Below are 17,553 nucleotides of genomic sequence, written 5' to 3'. Positions count from 1 at the left end.
TACATTATTCGTCTCCGCCTGAAAGCGTAAAGCTCACAGGAACAGTGTATTGCACACGAACCGGGCGACCGTTTTGTATACCTGGCTTCCATTTTGGTGATGCTTTAACAGCTCTTACAGCTTCGTCCTGCAATGATTCATCCGGACCGCGTAATGCTTTAACATCTGTTAAGCTTCCGTCTTTTTCAACTACGAAGGTAACTAAAACCTTACCCTGTACGTTGTTTTCCTTATCAACAGAAGGATATTTGATAGCGTTACCCAAGTACTTGTAGAAGCCTGGTAAACCACCATTTTTAAATTCTGGTTCATTTTCAACCGCGTTAAAAATCTGGTTAGGGTCGGCTTCGGTAACTTTATCACCATTACCTACAGGTCCGTCAATCTGAACGTCAGCATTCGCGTCACCGGCTTGTGTTTTTGGTCCCGGATCGGCGTTTACCAATTCTTTAGTTGTTGGAGGTGGTTCCTTAGCCTCATTATCGGGTTTTACAACCGGAGGCGGGAATTTAACCTGGTTAACTTTTGGTTTTGGTGGTTCTGGTGGTGGCGGAGGTGGTTTTTTGGCCGGGTCCGCGGGAGGTGGAGGTAATAATTTAACGTCCGTAATTTTTACCACTTCTGGCGCTTTAGGAATAAACCCTTCTATCGCATTTATAATCGTGTTTAACGATATAATAAATATGAAGAACAAGCCACCTATAAGAAGCGCAAGATTGGTATTGCGGGAATTAGAATTTCTTAATTCATAAGCCCCATATTCTTTATTACGGCCCTTAAAAATAACATCGGTCCATTCCCTCTTGAATATGTCTAATTTAGATCCAAACATTTTTTAAGGCTTTTAATAATTTGTTTATATTGTTAATATAGATTATCCCTTTTGAGCAAATCAATGTCAACAGGTAAAATTTTCACAATGGCACGCTGGTCAATGTTGGTAATATTCAACTCGTCCATTACCGTAACCACATTTTTGTAGGTGCTTTTATCGCTAGGGCTAACAATAACAATCATGCCCTGGCCACCGTGTGAATCCTTTATTAACTTATCTTGCTCAACTAATGTTTTACGCAAATCACTGTAGCCTATTACAGATGGTTTTGATTTACCTGGCTCGCCTACAAACCACTCCAACTTATCATTGCTTCCCAGCAATAAGGTCATTGTTCTGCTTTCGGGCACAGCCAATTGTTTTGTTGTATCGCTTTTATCCGGCATAACCAACTCCATAGCCTTAGGCTTGCTAAGAGTGGTAGTAAGGATAAAGAAGGTAATCAGCAGGAACGCAAGATCCACCATCGCGGTTAAATCCACGCGAGTGTTTTTCTTCTTGGTTCTTACCTTTCCGCCTTTATGTTTACCCCCGCCGGAGGTATCTAATTCTGCCATTTTCTTTTATTTAGCCGTTTTTAACGACGTTATTAAATTAAATCTGTTAACTCTTTGTTTTTGCAGCGTAGCAATTACCTTATCTACAACAGGATATTCTTCCTGGCTGTCACCTTTAACACCAATTTTCGGATCTTTGTCATGCAAAAATTTATTAGCTAAACGTGCTGAATGCACCCAATCAAATAATTCATTGGTTGCAGTGGTATCAACCGGTATGCCTGGCTGCACCAATGACGCCCTGTCTTTATTTGACATGGCAAGCAGTTGGTGTAACTGGCTTATTGGCACTCCAAATGATTGCATACTTGCGAAAGTGTTAGCCTCATCAGGTGTAAAGCTCATTTTGTATTTCTCGGCCATTAAGGATAATGTTTTTTTGCGCACATCATCACCTTCAACACCAAAAAACACTTTTCCTTGTCCTATAAGGATGGTTATAAAATCAGTTTCGGGAATTGTAGATATTGATGTTGCCGCTGGAATCTCAGCTCTAACCGGATCTTGCGTCTTAGGTTTTGCTGATAATATAAAAAAGGTAAGCAAAAGAAAAGCTACGTCGCACATGGCTGTCATGTCGATCGCTGTACTTTTCCTCGCGACTTTTACTCTGGGCATAATTTATTTTATTAAAATGAGTAATATAATGAATTCAATTATACGCCGGGCTTATGAGGCCACAGGCGTATAAAAATAAATTGTACCTCTTATTATTTTTTGTGTGATGCAGCAAATGTTTGCACAATGCTAAATCCTGTTTCATCAATAGCGTAAGTAAGATTATCAATTTTTGATGTAAATACGTTGTACATTACAATTGATATTGCTGAAGTACTGATACCTAATGCAGTGTTTACAAGTGCTTCAGAGATAGCTGCTGATAATGCACCAGTGTTAGTACCACCACCGTTACCTGCCAGCTCGTGGAAGGCCTTGATCATACCCACAACCGTACCTAACAGACCGGTTAATGTACCGATAGATACCAAAGTAGCTATGATAGTTAAGTTTTGCTCCAACATAGGCATTTCTAAAGCTGTTGCTTCTTCAATATCTTTTTGGATAGCTAAAGTTTTTTGATCAACATCAAGTGTTGCTTCAGTTTCCATTTCGCGGTATTTTTTCAAACCTGCTTTGATAACGTTAGCAACTGAACCTTTTTGTTTGTCGCACTCAGCTGAAGCGCCATCAATGTTTCCTGCGCTTAGGAATGTTTGGATCTTTCTAACGAAAGTTTCGATGCTGCTGGTACCTGTTGCTTTACCGATAACAATAAAACGCTCGATAGAGAACACGATAACCATTAATACGTAACCCATTACCAAAGGTACCAGGTAACCGCCTCTGTGCACGATACCATATATATCAGATGGTTCGCCGTTTAGCACATCACCGCCTTTATAGTGGCTAGGATCGGCTAAAATGAAGAAGAAAATTAATAAGGACACACACAAGCAAATTACGATTGCCAAACTGGCAAATATGCTCGATGCACTTGAGCTTTCTTTCTTTACTGGAGCGGTTGGTTTTGTTGGGACATTTGCCATTACTTTAAAAATTTAGTTTTTGTCAGTGTTTATATAAATATGTTAATTAAATGCATTTTTTTTAGGAATAACAAAAATAGAATTTTAATGAAAAAAAAAAATCTTTTCTGTTATTACTTTAACCTTTTTCCGTTACAAGGGCCTCAAAGCTGTAATTGGGTGTATGAATAACGCTTCTACGCCCAAAAATTGTATTTCGGCAAAAGTATTTTTTACAATGAAACCCATTTTTTTTAATAATAACAAAAAATACTTTATAAAAAACTTGTAACTATAATGTTATAATTGAATCTAAGCAGGGTTCGCTGTTTTTATTTTAAAATATAAATTACACATTTTCAGTATATTAACCATTATTAGCTCTACATTGTTTCTATGAAAATAATATTATTTCCATGACCGATTTATTTTTTTTAAAGGTGTAAAATTGACACTATTTGCTTTATACGAAACAAAAAATACACTTTATCCGCCTGCCTTTTTAGCCTTAAAACCATCTGTTTGCAATAGCGTGAGAACCTTATCCCTGAAATCGCCCTGTATTAATATTTCGCCATCCTTAACAGAGCCGCCAACACCACATTTTGATTTCAGTTTTTTGCCTATTACCTCAAGTTCATCATCGGCACCAATAAACCCACTTACACGGGTAACCAATTTACTGCCCCCTTTACGGTCGAGGTAAATTTTAAGGTTTTGTTGCTGGGGCGGTAAGGTATCAACCGAATTATCGTCTTCCTGGTATTGAAAGCCCGGATCGGTGGAATATACTACCCCTGTAATATTTTTATTTTTCTTTGACATGATTCCTTATTATCCACATGGCGCGATATTATGCGCCTATCTATCCATTAAAGAAAATATTATTTGCTTCTTTAAGGGATTGCAAGTTATAAAAATGCTGAAAACTTATATAATATTTAATGTTAAGAAGTTGTTAAGATGCGAAACAGGCATTTTAAGACGTAAAATATTACGTCTCTACTGTTTTCTAAAGGATTTCCCTGCAATTATTCTTAATGATGCGGGTGCTACATTAATATCAACAACCGCGGGAGCTATGCGGGGCTCGCCATCAAGATGAAAGGGGCCTGGTTCATTACGCTTTATAATAATGTGCTTTCCCCTGATGATCTCTACATATTTTGATCTGTGGGCAGTTTTGGTGAACATTCGGATACCCATTCCCACAAAACGCCATAGCGGGAAAGGTTTAATGATACAAACATCAAGCAAACCATCCTGCACCGAGGCATGGGGCGACACATGGGCGTTATTACCGTATTGCGATGAATTGGCAAAGCTGAGCATAAAAGCTTCACGCTCATAAACCACTCCATCAATATCTATATGATAGGTATGCGCTTTATAATTATTGATCTCGCGGAAAGATGATTTAATATAGGTGCTGAAACCACGGGTTTTCTGGTGTGAGAATACTTCGCTTATATGTGCATCGAAGCCCATACCTGCCATATTAAAGAACCATTCGCCATTGGCTGTGGCGGCGTCAATAGTTTCAACGTGCCATACATTAAGATTTTGAATGGCTTTTTCAGCATCCATCGGGATACCTAAAAACCGCGAAAGGCCATTACCCGAACCAAAAGGAATAATACCAAAAACGGTATTACTGCCCACTAATGCCGATGCTATTTCATTTACTGTACCATCGCCGCCAACGGCAACAATCAAATCGTGGCTCGCAATAGCCTCTTTTGCAATTACATGCGCATGTGCTACGCCGTCACTATAAACAATACTATATTCAAAAACACTTTTGTCAAGGTTTTTTTCTATCATATCCGGCACACCGTCTTTCTTCTTCCCTCCCGATACCGGGTTTACAATAAATAAAGCTTTCCTTTTCAACTACATGTAATTTCAGTGTGGCAAAAGTAAATGTATTTTCGGCTTTGTAAAAATTGTTTTATTTTTGCAGACCAACAGTGGACTGATTTAATTGTCCCGATTGATTCTGATAGTCATCAAAACAAGTCGGGGCCGGATTGCAACCACGTAAAAAAGTGCTAAAACCATGCTTCTTTTTACAAAACGATCCAGTTTATTTCCTTTCATTTGTTTTTAATTTTTGTAAAAACACTTTAAAAATATGCCATATTTATTCACTTCAGAATCTGTGTCAGAGGGACATCCAGATAAAGTTGCCGACCAGATATCAGATGCGCTGATTGATCAGTTCTTAGCATTCGACCCGGAATCAAAGGTTGCCTGCGAAACTTTAGTTACTACCGGCCAGGTTTTTTTGGCGGGTGAGGTAAAATCAAAAGCTTATTTAGATGTACAAAAAATTGCCCGCGAGGTAATCAATAAAATAGGTTATACCAAAGGCGAATATATGTTTGATGGCAGTTCATGCAGTGTACTATCGGCCATACATGAACAATCACCGGATATTAACCAGGGTGTTGACCGCCAGGCAAAAGAAGAGCAAGGTGCCGGCGACCAGGGTATGATGTTTGGCTATGCCACTATTGAAACTGATAACTATATGCCACTGGCATTGGATATTGCCCACGCTTTATTAATTGAGCTAGCTGCTATCCGCCGCGAAAATACGGAGATCAAATACCTGCGCCCTGATGCAAAATCACAAGTTACACTGGAGTATGATGATAACAACAAGCCTACCCGCATTGATGCCATTGTAATATCAACCCAGCATGATGATTTTGATGAGGAAAAAGTGATGCTTGCCAAGATCAGCAGCGATATCATCAGCATACTTATACCGCGTGTAAAAGCTAAATACCCTAAATACGCGCATTTCTTCAATAACGATATTAAATACCACATTAACCCAACCGGTAAATTTGTTATCGGCGGGCCGCATGGCGATACCGGTTTAACCGGTCGTAAGATCATCGTAGATACCTACGGTGGTAAAGGTGCACATGGTGGTGGTGCTTTCTCGGGCAAAGACCCATCAAAAGTTGATCGTTCTGCTGCTTATGCTACCCGCCACATTGCTAAAAACCTGGTTGCTGCCGGTGTTTGCGATGAAGTATTGGTACAGGTATCATATGCTATTGGTGTTGCACAGCCAATGGGTATTTATGTAAACACTTACGGAACAGGAAAAGTTGGTTTAAATGATGGCGAGATAGCTAAGAAAGTGGAGTCGATCTTTAATATGACGCCTTATGCTATTGAAACCCGTTTTAAACTGCGCAACCCAATATACAGCGAAACTGCTGCTTACGGTCACTTTGGCAAACCAAGCCAAATTGTAACCAAAACTTTTACCGGGCATGATGGCACCACCATTACTAAAGAAGTGGAACTGTTTACCTGGGAAAAATTGGATTATGTTGACAAGGTGAAGACGGCGTTTGGGTTGTAAGAGCCCCCTCTAAATCTCCCCCTGAAGGGTGAGACTTTAAATAACAAAAATAGCGATGGGTTTGATACCCATCGCTATTTTTGTTTAAAGCAGATTATTACCTTTACGCCCATGCATCACACCGAAGAAAATCCCTGGACCATTACATCCGCAAAACATATTTATACTAACCCCTGGATCAGTTTAACTGAGTACCAGGTGATCAATCCATCGGGTAACCCGGGGATTTATGGCAAGGTGCACTTTAAGAACCTGGCCATAGGTATTGTTACTTTGGATAAGGACATGAACACTTACCTGGTGGGCCAATACCGTTTCCCGTTGGACCAATACAGCTGGGAGATAACTGAAGGCGGAGGTTTGCTCGGTATCGACCCAATTGATTCAGCCAAACGCGAGTTGCTTGAAGAAACCGGCCTTAAAGCCAGTGAGTGGACGGAGATACAGCGCCTGCACCTCTCCAACTCGGTAAGTGATGAGCTCAGCATCCTTTACCTGGCCCGCGGTCTTGAACAATTTGAGGCCGAGCCTGAGGATACTGAGCAACTCGTTGTAAAAAAGGTACCTTTTGAGGAAGCATACCAAATGGTTTGTGAAGGCAAAATAACCGATTCCATGTCGGTAGCGGGCATATTAAAGGTTAAATTACTGCTGCTTGAAAATAAACTGGGGTAATATCCCTACAATGGCACAAGTCATCAACCCACAAGACTTGCGCTAAAAATGGATAAGCATTATTGAAATATTTTATAATTTAGCCCTGCTAAATACAATGAGAAAGTTCCTCGGCTATATTTTAACACCCATTGTTACAGTGGTATTTTTCCTGGCACTGTGCATTTTTCATCCTATACAATGGCTTTGCTATAAATTGGGGGGCTATAGCGCGCATAAAAAATCAGTCGACCTGCTAAACTTTTGCTTAATGAGCAGCTTATACCTGGCAGGTGATACCGTAAAGTTCACCAATACACAGGAGTTGCCGATAGGGAGGCCGATAATCTTTATAGCCAATCACCAAAGTATGTTTGATATACCGCCGCTTATCTGGTACCTGCGAAAATATCATGCTAAATTTATTTCGAAGATTGAACTAACCCGGGGTATCCCATCCATATCATTCAACCTTAAATATGGGGGCGCCGCTAATATTGACCGTAAGGATTCAAGGCAATCCATTACTGAGATAGTTAAGCTGGCTACGCGCATGAAAGAAAATAAATGGTCGACCGTGATATTTCCGGAGGGCACACGCTCAAAGGATGGCAATGTAAAACCTTTCCGCGCGGCAGGTATAGCAACTATACTAAAAAAATGCCCTGAGGCATTATTGGTGCCCATAGTCATAAATAACTCCTGGAAAATAGTAAAATTCGGCATTTTCCCTATAAATACCTTTATCAAAACCACCGTTGATGTGCTTGCACCTATTGAACCCGGCAAAATCCCCGCCGAGGAATTGGTACTGGATGCAGAGAACAGGATAAGGAAAGCGCTTGGGCAACCGCCCGCAGTGCCTATGGTGGTGAAAGCGTAAAGTTAAATGATTTGTGCGTAGGGTCATGCTGAGGCACTCGAAGCATAAGGGCAAAGGCCTACGTATCATATTAAAGGAAGAACTATAAATGAACCAATACTTCGTATATATACTCTTATGCAGTGATAATTCATATTATACCGGTATCACCAATGATTTGGAAAGGCGTTTGTATGAACACGATAATGGAATTAGCCCCAGTTCATATACCAGCAAAAGGAGGCCGGTAAAGCTTGTATTTCATGAGCGGTTTCCGGATCCTGCCCAGGCAATTGCTTTTGAAAAACAGATTAAAGGTTGGAATAGGACTAAGAAAGAGGCTTTAATAAATAGAGATTGGCATTTGCTACCTGAACTATCCGTTAGAAAAAAGCAAACGTAGAGCATGGCGTTGAGGGCCTTTACGCTTATGCTTCGAGTACCTCAGCATGACCCTCCCTCTTTATTTGCATTGAGCCATTGGCTAAATATTCTTCCCGTCAATTATCTTGAAGAATGGGTCGCGGTAGGTGTCGCCTACGGGGATGATCTTGTCACCTATCCATATGCGGCTGCGCTCGATGCTGTCGATCTTATTGAGCGATACAATGTATGATTTATGTACGCGGATAAAATGCCTTTCGGGCAAGGCATCTTCCATCTTTTTCATGTTTTGCAGGGTGATGATACGCTCGGCAGGGGTAAATATGGAGATATAATCTTTCAGTCCCTCGATAAATAAAATATCGCGCAGGTACACCTTTTGTATTTTGTGTTCGCTTTTTATGAAGATAAAATCGCTTAAAAAGTCGTTCTGCGGCTGCTGTTGCTGCTGTACAGGCTCAGGTATAACTATTAATTTAGCCGACGGCTGTATAATAGCCTGGGCCTTTTGTACCGATTTAAAAAAACGATCAAACGCGATGGGCTTAAGCAGGTAGTCGACCACATCCAGTTCATAGCCTTCCAACGCATATTCAGGGTAGGCAGTGGTTAGGATAACCTTGGCTTTACCATTGGCAATCTTCAGGAACTGGATGCCGGTAAGCTCGGGCATCTGCACATCAAGAAAGACCAGGTCAACATCGCCCTGCTGCACCAGCGTTAAAGCTTCAATAGGATTGGTGGTTGATTTAACCAGTTGCAGGAACGGCACTTTGGAAATGTAATCTTCCACTATATGCAGCGCTAAAGGCTCATCGTCAACAACAAGGCATCTGATCATGGGCATAAAACTAATGATTATTCAGGATGTAGTACCGGAAAATTTGAAAAGTGAGTTTCTTTTAACAATTCAGCTGTTTCTTTTGAATCAGCATTAATAAGAAAAGAAAGACGGCAGGCACAATATATCACTAATTACCTCTTAATATAATAGTTCCCCAATAAGATGTAAAAACATTGTGTTCAACAGTTTGATTCTTGTCATCCATAATGGTGGGCGATAAATTAGTCCGCAGACCCCAATAATCTGTATGGGTAGTACTGCTAATCATATTGTGGCTGTCTTTAAATGGGTGTGAGGACGAAGAATGAACATTATTTTTAAAAAAAGGAGAGATCACAGCGCATACGGCCATAAACAACACATAATTAATAATGTATTTCATAATCCAGCGGTTTTATAGCCATTACGTAAGCAAAGGCCAGAACATTACAGTTGAATAAAATAATTTATCAAATTATTTTATTCATATATGAAATTGGGAGAAAGCAATTATTTATAAAACCAATGATAGTTCGCTGGTGTAGGTTTGCTCTTCATTATTAATAGTTAAACTGTATTTACCAGGGTAGAGCAGATCGAGCCGGCGTTTAACATTATTTAAACCTATGCCGCCCATAGCGTCGCGGTTATTGCTATGCTTTTTATTCTGGATGTAAAAATGCAGATGATCTTCATTCACATCTATTAATAAATGGATGGGTGATAAAGGATCGTTGACAACGCCATGTTTAAAGGCATTTTCAATAAAAGCTATCAGTAATAGCGGCACTATCTGTTGGCCATCAACCTGACCAGTCACTTTAAAATCGATATATGATTTTTTGCCGAAACGGATCTTTTGAAGGTCGATATAGTTTTGCAGGTATTGCAGCTCCTTGGTCAGCAAAACCTTATTATCATTACATTCATACAGCATGTAACGCATAATTTCGGATAATTTAAGTATAGCCTCTGGCGTAGTTTCCGAACGCTGGTAGGCCAGCGAGTATATACTGTTCAGTGAGTTGAAAAGGAAATGCGGGTTGATCTGCGATTTCAGGAAGGAGAGTTCGGCGCTGAGTCGCTGGTTCTCCAGATCGCGCTGTACGCGCTCATTCAGAAACCAGTCGGTAGTAATTTGTAGTACAATGCTCAGGAAAAGGAATATAAGGCTGGTAAAAACAGTCCCCAAAAAATACTGCCAAAAACCAATTACATAGCCTTTTTCATGCATCAGCACGTATTGCTTAAAATGAAGGCCAACGCCGTACTTACCAAGTCCAAAAATGATTATGGTGAGCACAATTAAAATACCGTAGCTACTATATCGTTTTTTATCCCAAAAGATTGGAATAAAAACAAGGTAGTTCAGATAAAATATGCTAATGTTAATTAACGGGTATAGTAAAAAAATGATTAAAAGCCCTTTTAGGCCCAGCTGCGTATCGTCACTACCCAGGTACAGGAATAGCGAGATAAGGCATATCCAAAAAAACACATGCCAGAATATTTGCCAGCTTTTTTTCATTAAAGTCAATTACATATTAAGGGTAATGGAATTATCATGAGTGTTTATTTTTTCAGCACATCACACAATAGCTACACTATACCAAATATAATATTTTGACTGTGTTATCATACACAAATTTATATATAGGCATGCTTTTTACCGATGAACGGGTAATTATCTCCTATAAACGGGTTTGTCGGGGTAAATAGGGGTTCGTCTATGAATAAGGGAACTTGGTCTAAATGTTTTTAGGGGGTGGAATAATTAATATTCCTTTGTATCATCAAATCACTCACAATGAAAAAGCTGATAACAAACTCAAACCCTTTTGTTTTATTACTGGTACCAGTGCTGTTTGCCTTAATCATGGGCTTTAGCTACCAGTTTCAACAAAAAAAGACTGCGATAGCATGTAATTCATGCCACCAGGCTACCTCACTTTTTTTTAAAAGTGTTAGTTTAATTAAAACAGTTTGCTCCATTAGCAAGGAGAAAGTGTGGTAATAGATACAGCCGGGTTAACCTTTAACTTTGGCAACCAAGCGGTTGTTAAATCAGTATCCCTGCAAGTACCCGAAGGGAGCATATATGGTTTTTTAGGCCCAAATGGTGCCGGGAAAACCACAACCATAAAATTACTGCTGAATCTGCTACAGGTACAGCAAGGCAGCATACATATTTTTGGCAAGGAACTAAAAAGTAACCGCCTTGAAATACTTTCGCAAATTGGCTCACTCATTGAGCAACCCGCTATATATCTTCACCTTACCGGTAAGGAAAACTTACTAAACAGGGCGTTGTTGTTACAGATATCAGAAAAACGTGTTGATGACATGCTAAACCTGGTACATTTAACCGACGCCGCACATAAAAAAGCCGGGCAATATTCATTAGGGATGAAACAGCGTTTGGGTATAGCCCTGGCGTTATTATCAGACCCTAAATTGCTTATTTTAGATGAACCCACCAACGGCCTGGATCCAAACGGAATAATTGAGATACGTGAACTGCTTATAAAATTGATTAAAGAACATCAGAAAACGGTTTTTATATCAAGCCACTTATTGGCAGAAATAGAGCGTATGGCTACACATGTAGGTATCATCAACCATGGGGAGTTGCTTTTCCAGGGAAGTATTAAGGAACTGGAAAGCATGAACAAGCCATTGATACAGATTGAAACAGACAACACTGCCGACGCTGCCAATTATTTGAGCCGGAATAATGTTATTGTTAGCGATGTTACTGAGCAACATATATATCTGCCTTATACCTCCAAACAGCAAATGGGGGAAATAAATACCATGCTTAACCAAATGGGCTATGTTGTATACAGCATTAACAAACAACAGCAAGACCTGGAGAAACTATTTTTAGCCATTACCCAAACCGCCTAAGCCATCATGAAAGGATTTATATTATCATTCAGGTCTGAGTTTTATAAAACCCGGAAAACTGCCGGTTTTTGGAGCGCTGTGATACTACCACTACTGCTTTGCCTGTTACTGTTCATTGGCTTTTACTCCCATAGCGACAAGCTGGCAGGGCTGCCGGGAATAATGCTTTGGGTACAGTTTTCAGGCGCTATATTAGGCGTGATGGGTTCATTGTTATTACCGATGCTCATTGTGTTTATAGCATACTCTGTAAACAGCATCGAACACAAGGCCGACACCTGGAAAACGCTGTTCAGTTTACCAATATCAAAGCTGTCGGTTTATTCGGCTAAGTTTTTTTATGCCTTATTTTTAGTGCTCTTATGCCTTGCATTATTTGTGCTTTTCACACTTGGTTTCGGCAACCTGTTGGGTTTGTTAAAGCCTCAATTAAAATTTAGTGAATACAGCATTGCCAGCACTTTGACCCAGCTATATTTTAAATTATTTTTATCCTCATTAGGTATATTGTCTATACAATTTTTACTGAGCCTGCTATTCCGCGATTTTTTAAAGCCGATGGGTATTGGTTTTGTAGCCACTATAACCGGTGTTATTTTAGCCGCCAACAAATGGACCTATGCCTACCTTTTCCCTTATTCGCACCCTATGCTGGCATTAAGCATATTGCCACGTCATGGGCAAGCCCCTCCCAGCCCTGGAATGCCTGTAATAACTATTGATATGTTTACAAAAGAGATTTTAGTTAGTCTTATTGTTGCCGCTGTTGTTTTTATAGCTGGCTATTTTATTGTGCTGAAAAAGAGTGTGAAGTAATGATCTGATTATTATAAAAAATTGTCATTCTGAGGTACGAAGAATCTATCCGCGCTTATCTGCCCGGTTTTAGCGCAAGTCTTGTGAGTTTGGGATAAGTAGGGGTGACTTGTGTTTTTGGAATATAAACAAGCACAAGTCAGCAATCGCTCAGGGCGTTTCACCCACAAGACTTGCGCTAGTGATGGGGATTTAAAGACGATCTTTAATCTAAGAGAATTATGTTCTTATCTTATCGGCTTTGGAAATACCGGCAGACTTTCATGCCCATCTGCATCTACCGATTGTACGGCGAAAAGGTAATTATCTTTGGAATAACTTAACGTAGCAGTGGTATCTGTTACATAAAATTTCTTTTCCCAATACGGATTGATCGTTTCGCGCATCAGTACATAATAGCCTGCCGGTTTTTTGCCGGTTTTAGGTTTATCCCATTTTAAAATGGTTTTGTTGGTTAAGCCGCTGGTAACAATGCCTGCATTTTGTGGCTCGGCAGGTGCAAGCGCCAAGTTTGCCAATACAGAAAGATTCATTCTGGCTACTTTTTGCACGTAATTAAAATCAACAAAATCGGGAAGATCACCATAATCTACACCCTTTTCAGTACGTACATCCTGATGTTGGCGGGTAAAATCCTCATTCATTTCCGTGAATCTTACCGCTGTAAAACCCTGTAATAAAAATGGCACATGGTCGCCGCTGCGTAAGTACCGGTCGCGGCGATATATCATCGTCACATCAAGCTGATCGACATAGCGTTCAGCAACTTCTTTTATATATCGGGCCAATTCGCGCGAGGGGCTGTCATTTTCGCCGCCCAAAGCTATTAAACCCGATACCTGCTTTACATTATCAGCCATAACAGACGGTACTCCTTCGCTAAAAACACGCACGCTGCGGTTATCCTTCAAGTCAGTTTCCATGCCATGGGTATTGCCAACAATATCATTATTGAGCATGGCATCAATATTCCAGTTCTCAGCCTTAGCACGCTTGGCCACATTTGTTGACCCATATAGCCCCTGCTCTTCACCCACTACCGACATAAAAATTATGGTAGCCGGGAATGATCGCTTTGCCATCACCCTTGCCAGTTCCATTGATACGGCAGTCCCTGAGGCATCATCATTAGCTCCCGGTTCAACAGCATCGGGATTCATTACATCGTTTACACGGGAATCATAATGACCCGATACAATATAAACCCTGGTATCATTAGGGTCTGTTCCCTTTAAAACAGCCAGAACATTTTTAAGCTTTACAGCTTTGTCAATCCTTTCTCCTTTAGGCTGAGTAAAAGTATCAAACTGTACCACCATTCTACCACCTGATGCAGCCGCATAGTGCTCCATCTCGGCCTTAATCCAGTTACGCGCCGCACCACTGCCTGTTGTTTTACTGGAAGTATCACTAAGCGTGTGCCTGCTTTTAAAACTTACCAGCTTACGAATGATAGCCTCTATGTTCCTGGATGAAACCTCGTCAACCATTTGTTTAATAGCAGCATCCTGCTTGATAATGGTTTGCGCCGGTGAATTCAGCACAAAAAATACAGGGATAAGAAATACTAAATACTTCATATTATTTTTTATTGACGTATGTTGAATGTGTCGCGTCTACTGGATTATTCCCCGTCCATTTCCTCCACCAACACCCCATCAGCCTGTTTAAAATTGCTTTTTACAAAATGGCACCAGTCGCATTCCTTTTTGCCGCAGCCGGTATTAAAATCGTGAGCCATAATTTTTTGATAAACGGTTGTTATCTGTTCGGTTACCGTGGCGGTATCCTCATGTGTTATAAATACTTTTTCTTTGTGGTATTCGCCATCTTTTATGGGTTCCACAAACTCAAACAAGGTGTTCACTACCTGCCAGTCGTTGGTGCGGTCGTGGTCAATTAATATTTTGTAGAAAACCGCCTGGCGCCAGTAATCGCCGCCATTGGGTTCTTCATTGGTTGGGCGTATAAATTTATCTTTGGCATTTTTAAACTTACCGGTTTTGTAATCAACTACGGTTACGTTTTTACCCTCAAACTCTATCTTATCCAGGTTACCCTTAATGGGTACGCCCTGTATCTCGATATTTTTTATGGTGCGTTCAGTTACGGCTATCTTGTTCCATGTCGGGATGCTTTGCTCGTAATACGCGGGCAAGATCTTTTCGCCGTAGGCTACACGCAGTTTAAATTCCTCTTTGGTGAACGAATCGCGATTACGGTACATGTACCAGCGATATTCCTTCATAAACTCTTCGGTCGGCGGGAATTCATCACCCCATTCCTGCAGTTTTTTAAAGGTTTTGTTCAGCGCCCAGTGTACAGCCTGCCCAAATGTAGCCGACGGGCTTTTACCCGATGGCACCCTGATCAAACACTGAAAATAAAACCGTAACGGGCAATCCAGATAATTGCTTAAATGGGTTACCGATAGCGTATAGTTTTGCAGCAGCTGGTTAATATAATTCCTGTCGAGCAGTTCGATCTTCGGTTTATCATCAATGCTGAACTGCGCTGCATAAAACTCGAGCATTTCATCCTCTTTTACCTTTGGATGCTCTACCACCAAATGCGTATCGGCCAATATTTCACCAATAAATTGCGATGCTTCCTGATCCTTGCCATTTTTATCTTTTGAAGCATAGGAGATCATGAGGCATTGTTTTGCCCGCGTAAGTGCTACATAGAATAACCTGCGCGATTCTTCCTTTTGGGCGATATCATCAGCGCGACTTTGCGTTAATGTATCCGGATAGCTGAAGCCGGTGTTGCGGCCCTTGCTGTCCCAGGTCTTTTTATCGCAACCGATGAAGAACACATACTCATATTCCAGCCCTTTCGAGCCGTGGGCTGTTAAAAAGTTAATGCCGTTATCAGAAAATATAACCTGGTTTAAACTCAGCCTGATGTTGTTCTTTTTCATCAAGTCGATGGTTAGGATCAAGTCGGCGAGGCTGATCTCAGGATTTTTGCGGCTCTCGTCCTTTAAAAAGTCGAACAGATTGGTGAGCATTTGCATATGCGTGCCCTTATCCTGCTGCTGCATGATATACCGCAGAATTCCCATCTTGGATATCACATGCTGAAAAAATTGCTGCAGTGTTATGCTTACCGAGTCTTTTAACAGCAGATCGATATTGTTGATGAGGAATTTCATTTCCACATTTTGCGCACTATCAAACAATCCGGGTTGTGCCGGGGTGCGCATTTCGCTGATATAACGGCGTAACGAGGTCTTGGGCTGATTATTTGATACCGTGGCATAGTTCTCTTTTGCTACCGCGATACTTGCCTTAGCAATCTCAATTGGCGGGATACTAAAGAAATCATAGTGCATGATCTCGAATAATAACTCATCGCCGCTATAAGGTGAATCCATTTCCATGGCGAGGTAACGCAAAATGGTAATGATCTTTTCACCAAAGGGCTGAGTAAGGATATCTATCTTTCGTTTGGTATTAACCGCTATCTTTTGATTATCGAGGTATTGCAGCAGGTCCTCAACCTGGCTATGGTTACGGTAGATCACTGCTATTTCATCGGGCGAAATGCCTTTATCGATCAGATTTTTGATCTGCAAAGCGATATCCACTACCTCCTGACCGGGATTTTCATATTCACGGATCACCGGCTCAACCACCAGCTCATCAAAGCGCGGGTGCGACGAGCGCAGGTCCTTATCCAGAGCCAGCTGACTGGTCAGCCTCTCCTGGTTATTATTGATAAGCGCCTTTGAAATATCAAGTATCTGCTGGTTAGAGCGATAATTATGCTTAAGCACTACGGTATGCAGTGTTTGTACATAATCATTGGCAAAATCCAAAATATTCTTCATGTTAGCGCCCTGAAATTTGAAGATCGACTGGTCGTCATCACCAACCACAAACACGTTGGGCGTTTCCCAGTAGTTCAGCAGGAATTTCAGGAGCTCATTTTGTGATCCGCTGGTATCCTGAAACTCATCTACCAGTATATATTGATAGCGTTCCTGGTATTTGCGCAGGATCTCCTCATTTTCGCGGAAGGCTTTTAATACCCATATGATCATATCGTCATAATCATACCAGCCCTTTTCGCCCATTTTGATGGCGTAGTTTTTATATTCGTTTACTGCCGCCATCAGCTTTTGCATAGCTTCCTGCGCGGCATCAATATCTTTTTGTTTTGGGTCGCCTATTTTGATGCCTTTTGTGGCGTTTGCCCGCTTATAGATAAATTCTTCACGGTTAGGCAGATCGTCCATATATTCCTTTACTGCAGCGGCAATTATATCAGCGTCCCAGCCCTCGCTTTTCATGGTAGAGAAAAGACGTTTTAAGCGCGGAGCATCAAAATAGATATCACCGGTAAAACGCTTTAATAAATGATCGTTCGGCAACTCATCAACCAACTCGCGGAACAGCATAGCGCCATCCAGTTCTGATAATGGTTCTAAATTCAGCTTGCCGAAATACTCCAGGTTTTCCTGGATGATCTCATTACAAAAGGCGTGGAAAGTATAGATATTAATACGGTAAGCATCCGGACCAATAAACTCGAACAAACGTTTGCGCATTGCAATAGCGCCAGCATCGGTATAGGTTAAGCAAAGGATCTCATTTGGCAGGGCATCGGTATCTGTCAATATCTTGCCTATGCGCGCTGCAAGTATCTGTGTTTTACCAGTACCCGGCCCGGCAACTACCAGCACCGGCCCATCCATTTTATTAACCGCGGCTAATTGCTCCGGGTTTAAATTGGCTAAAGCCTGCTGAAATTTCTCATTATATTTATTGAAGGATGATTGCATAGTGAACAAATTTAC

The 17,553-nt window shown here is 40.9% G+C and carries 18 protein-coding genes; 7 read left to right on the top strand and 11 right to left on the bottom strand.

Annotated elements, in window-relative coordinates:
• Window positions 1-4 precede the first annotated feature (4 nt).
• The 6 genes from BLU33_RS01380 to BLU33_RS01355 all read right to left on the bottom strand — a co-directional run bounded on the left by BLU33_RS01380 (window position 5) and on the right by BLU33_RS01355 (window position 4,811).
• Window positions 5-832: an energy transducer TonB gene (locus tag BLU33_RS01380; RefSeq protein ID WP_091368054.1), complete on the bottom strand. Its 828-nt coding sequence runs from the start codon at window positions 830-832 to the stop codon at window positions 5-7.
• 32 nt (window positions 833-864) lie between these two features.
• The gene (locus BLU33_RS01375) at window positions 865-1,392 is read right to left on the bottom strand and encodes an ExbD/TolR family protein (protein WP_091368051.1); all 528 of its coding nucleotides are present in this window, start codon (window positions 1,390-1,392) and stop codon (window positions 865-867) included.
• A 6-nt stretch (window positions 1,393-1,398) separates the two neighbouring features.
• The gene (locus BLU33_RS01370; protein WP_091368048.1) at window positions 1,399-2,010 is read right to left on the bottom strand and encodes a biopolymer transporter ExbD; all 612 of its coding nucleotides are present in this window, start codon (window positions 2,008-2,010) and stop codon (window positions 1,399-1,401) included.
• Window positions 2,011-2,102: 92 nt separating this feature from the next.
• On the bottom strand, window positions 2,103-2,939 hold the full coding sequence (locus tag BLU33_RS01365; protein ID WP_091368046.1) for a MotA/TolQ/ExbB proton channel family protein: 837 nt from the start codon (window positions 2,937-2,939) through the stop codon (window positions 2,103-2,105).
• 465 nt (window positions 2,940-3,404) lie between these two features.
• Complete coding sequence (locus BLU33_RS01360; protein WP_091368042.1) at window positions 3,405-3,743, bottom strand: translation initiation factor; 339 nt, start codon at window positions 3,741-3,743, stop codon at window positions 3,405-3,407.
• A gap of 177 nt (window positions 3,744-3,920) precedes the next feature.
• A complete protein-coding gene (locus tag BLU33_RS01355) occupies window positions 3,921-4,811 on the bottom strand; it encodes a diacylglycerol/lipid kinase family protein (RefSeq protein ID WP_091368040.1) in 891 nt (296 codons plus the stop codon).
• Between the two features lie 241 nt (window positions 4,812-5,052).
• Between BLU33_RS01355 and metK the strand changes: the two genes are divergently transcribed.
• The 4 genes from metK (at window position 5,053) to BLU33_RS01335 (ending at window position 8,222) form a co-directional block, all read left to right on the top strand.
• Window positions 5,053-6,303, top strand: a complete 1,251-nt coding sequence (gene metK / locus BLU33_RS01350; RefSeq protein WP_091368037.1) for a methionine adenosyltransferase — start codon at window positions 5,053-5,055, stop codon at window positions 6,301-6,303.
• 111 nt (window positions 6,304-6,414) lie between these two features.
• Complete coding sequence (locus tag BLU33_RS01345) at window positions 6,415-6,978, top strand: NUDIX domain-containing protein (RefSeq protein WP_091368033.1); 564 nt, start codon at window positions 6,415-6,417, stop codon at window positions 6,976-6,978.
• Between the two features lie 97 nt (window positions 6,979-7,075).
• Window positions 7,076-7,840: a lysophospholipid acyltransferase family protein gene (locus tag BLU33_RS01340; RefSeq protein ID WP_091368031.1), complete on the top strand. Its 765-nt coding sequence runs from the start codon at window positions 7,076-7,078 to the stop codon at window positions 7,838-7,840.
• A gap of 88 nt (window positions 7,841-7,928) precedes the next feature.
• Window positions 7,929-8,222, top strand: coding sequence for a GIY-YIG nuclease family protein (locus tag BLU33_RS01335; protein WP_091368027.1), 294 nt, complete (start codon window positions 7,929-7,931; stop codon window positions 8,220-8,222).
• Window positions 8,223-8,303: 81 nt separating this feature from the next.
• Here the strand turns inward: BLU33_RS01335 and BLU33_RS01330 are convergent, their stop codons facing one another.
• From BLU33_RS01330 to BLU33_RS01320, 3 genes are all read right to left on the bottom strand, one after another.
• Complete coding sequence (locus BLU33_RS01330) at window positions 8,304-9,044, bottom strand: LytR/AlgR family response regulator transcription factor (protein ID WP_091368023.1); 741 nt, start codon at window positions 9,042-9,044, stop codon at window positions 8,304-8,306.
• Window positions 9,045-9,174: 130 nt separating this feature from the next.
• Window positions 9,175-9,429, bottom strand: a complete 255-nt coding sequence (locus tag BLU33_RS01325) for a hypothetical protein (RefSeq protein WP_091368020.1) — start codon at window positions 9,427-9,429, stop codon at window positions 9,175-9,177.
• Between the two features lie 111 nt (window positions 9,430-9,540).
• On the bottom strand, window positions 9,541-10,554 hold the full coding sequence (locus BLU33_RS01320) for a sensor histidine kinase (RefSeq protein WP_091368017.1): 1,014 nt from the start codon (window positions 10,552-10,554) through the stop codon (window positions 9,541-9,543).
• Window positions 10,555-10,833: 279 nt separating this feature from the next.
• Between BLU33_RS01320 and BLU33_RS01315 the strand changes: the two genes are divergently transcribed.
• Genes BLU33_RS01315 through BLU33_RS01305 form a run of 3 tightly spaced genes read left to right on the top strand, consistent with a single transcriptional unit; the run spans window position 10,834 to window position 12,749 of the window.
• Window positions 10,834-11,040, top strand: a complete 207-nt coding sequence (locus tag BLU33_RS01315; protein WP_091368015.1) for a hypothetical protein — start codon at window positions 10,834-10,836, stop codon at window positions 11,038-11,040.
• Window positions 11,034-11,933 (top strand): ABC transporter ATP-binding protein, encoded by a 900-nt coding sequence (locus tag BLU33_RS01310; protein ID WP_091368012.1) that lies wholly within the window; start codon window positions 11,034-11,036, stop codon window positions 11,931-11,933. Before BLU33_RS01315 ends, BLU33_RS01310 begins: the two co-directional genes overlap by 7 nt.
• A gap of 6 nt (window positions 11,934-11,939) precedes the next feature.
• Window positions 11,940-12,749 (top strand): ABC transporter permease, encoded by an 810-nt coding sequence (locus tag BLU33_RS01305; protein WP_232009368.1) that lies wholly within the window; start codon window positions 11,940-11,942, stop codon window positions 12,747-12,749.
• 227 nt (window positions 12,750-12,976) lie between these two features.
• Here BLU33_RS01305 and BLU33_RS01300 read toward each other — a convergent pair whose 3' ends face one another.
• Both BLU33_RS01300 and BLU33_RS01295 read right to left on the bottom strand, forming a co-directional pair.
• Window positions 12,977-14,329, bottom strand: a complete 1,353-nt coding sequence (locus BLU33_RS01300) for a M28 family peptidase (RefSeq protein WP_197684547.1) — start codon at window positions 14,327-14,329, stop codon at window positions 12,977-12,979.
• A gap of 44 nt (window positions 14,330-14,373) precedes the next feature.
• Entirely contained in the window at window positions 14,374-17,538 is a 3,165-nt protein-coding gene (locus BLU33_RS01295) for an ATP-dependent DNA helicase (RefSeq protein ID WP_091368005.1), read from the bottom strand.
• Window positions 17,539-17,553 lie beyond the last annotated feature (15 nt).

The organism is Mucilaginibacter mallensis, assembly GCF_900105165.1.
Taxonomy (GTDB): Bacteria; Bacteroidota; Bacteroidia; order Sphingobacteriales; family Sphingobacteriaceae; genus Mucilaginibacter; species Mucilaginibacter mallensis.
The sequence above is the reverse complement of the archived record's forward strand: the minus strand, read 5'-3'. Positions and strand labels throughout refer to the sequence as shown.

Coding starts and splice junctions, on each gene's coding strand:
- metK (WP_091368037.1), top strand. CDS start 5,053: ATGCCATATTTATTCACTTCAGAATCTGTGTCAGAGGGACATCCAGAT.
- BLU33_RS01380 (WP_091368054.1), bottom strand. CDS start 832: ATGTTTGGATCTAAATTAGACATATTCAAGAGGGAATGGACCGATGTT.
- BLU33_RS01375 (WP_091368051.1), bottom strand. CDS start 1,392: ATGGCAGAATTAGATACCTCCGGCGGGGGTAAACATAAAGGCGGAAAG.
- BLU33_RS01300 (WP_197684547.1), bottom strand. CDS start 14,329: ATGAAGTATTTAGTATTTCTTATCCCTGTATTTTTTGTGCTGAATTCA.
- BLU33_RS01295 (WP_091368005.1), bottom strand. CDS start 17,538: ATGCAATCATCCTTCAATAAATATAATGAGAAATTTCAGCAGGCTTTA.
- BLU33_RS01315 (WP_091368015.1), top strand. CDS start 10,834: ATGAAAAAGCTGATAACAAACTCAAACCCTTTTGTTTTATTACTGGTA.
- BLU33_RS01360 (WP_091368042.1), bottom strand. CDS start 3,743: ATGTCAAAGAAAAATAAAAATATTACAGGGGTAGTATATTCCACCGAT.
- BLU33_RS01325 (WP_091368020.1), bottom strand. CDS start 9,429: ATGAAATACATTATTAATTATGTGTTGTTTATGGCCGTATGCGCTGTG.
- BLU33_RS01365 (WP_091368046.1), bottom strand. CDS start 2,939: ATGGCAAATGTCCCAACAAAACCAACCGCTCCAGTAAAGAAAGAAAGC.
- BLU33_RS01370 (WP_091368048.1), bottom strand. CDS start 2,010: ATGCCCAGAGTAAAAGTCGCGAGGAAAAGTACAGCGATCGACATGACA.
- BLU33_RS01320 (WP_091368017.1), bottom strand. CDS start 10,554: ATGAAAAAAAGCTGGCAAATATTCTGGCATGTGTTTTTTTGGATATGC.
- BLU33_RS01340 (WP_091368031.1), top strand. CDS start 7,076: ATGAGAAAGTTCCTCGGCTATATTTTAACACCCATTGTTACAGTGGTA.
- BLU33_RS01335 (WP_091368027.1), top strand. CDS start 7,929: ATGAACCAATACTTCGTATATATACTCTTATGCAGTGATAATTCATAT.
- BLU33_RS01305 (WP_232009368.1), top strand. CDS start 11,940: ATGAAAGGATTTATATTATCATTCAGGTCTGAGTTTTATAAAACCCGG.
- BLU33_RS01345 (WP_091368033.1), top strand. CDS start 6,415: ATGCATCACACCGAAGAAAATCCCTGGACCATTACATCCGCAAAACAT.
- BLU33_RS01330 (WP_091368023.1), bottom strand. CDS start 9,044: ATGATCAGATGCCTTGTTGTTGACGATGAGCCTTTAGCGCTGCATATA.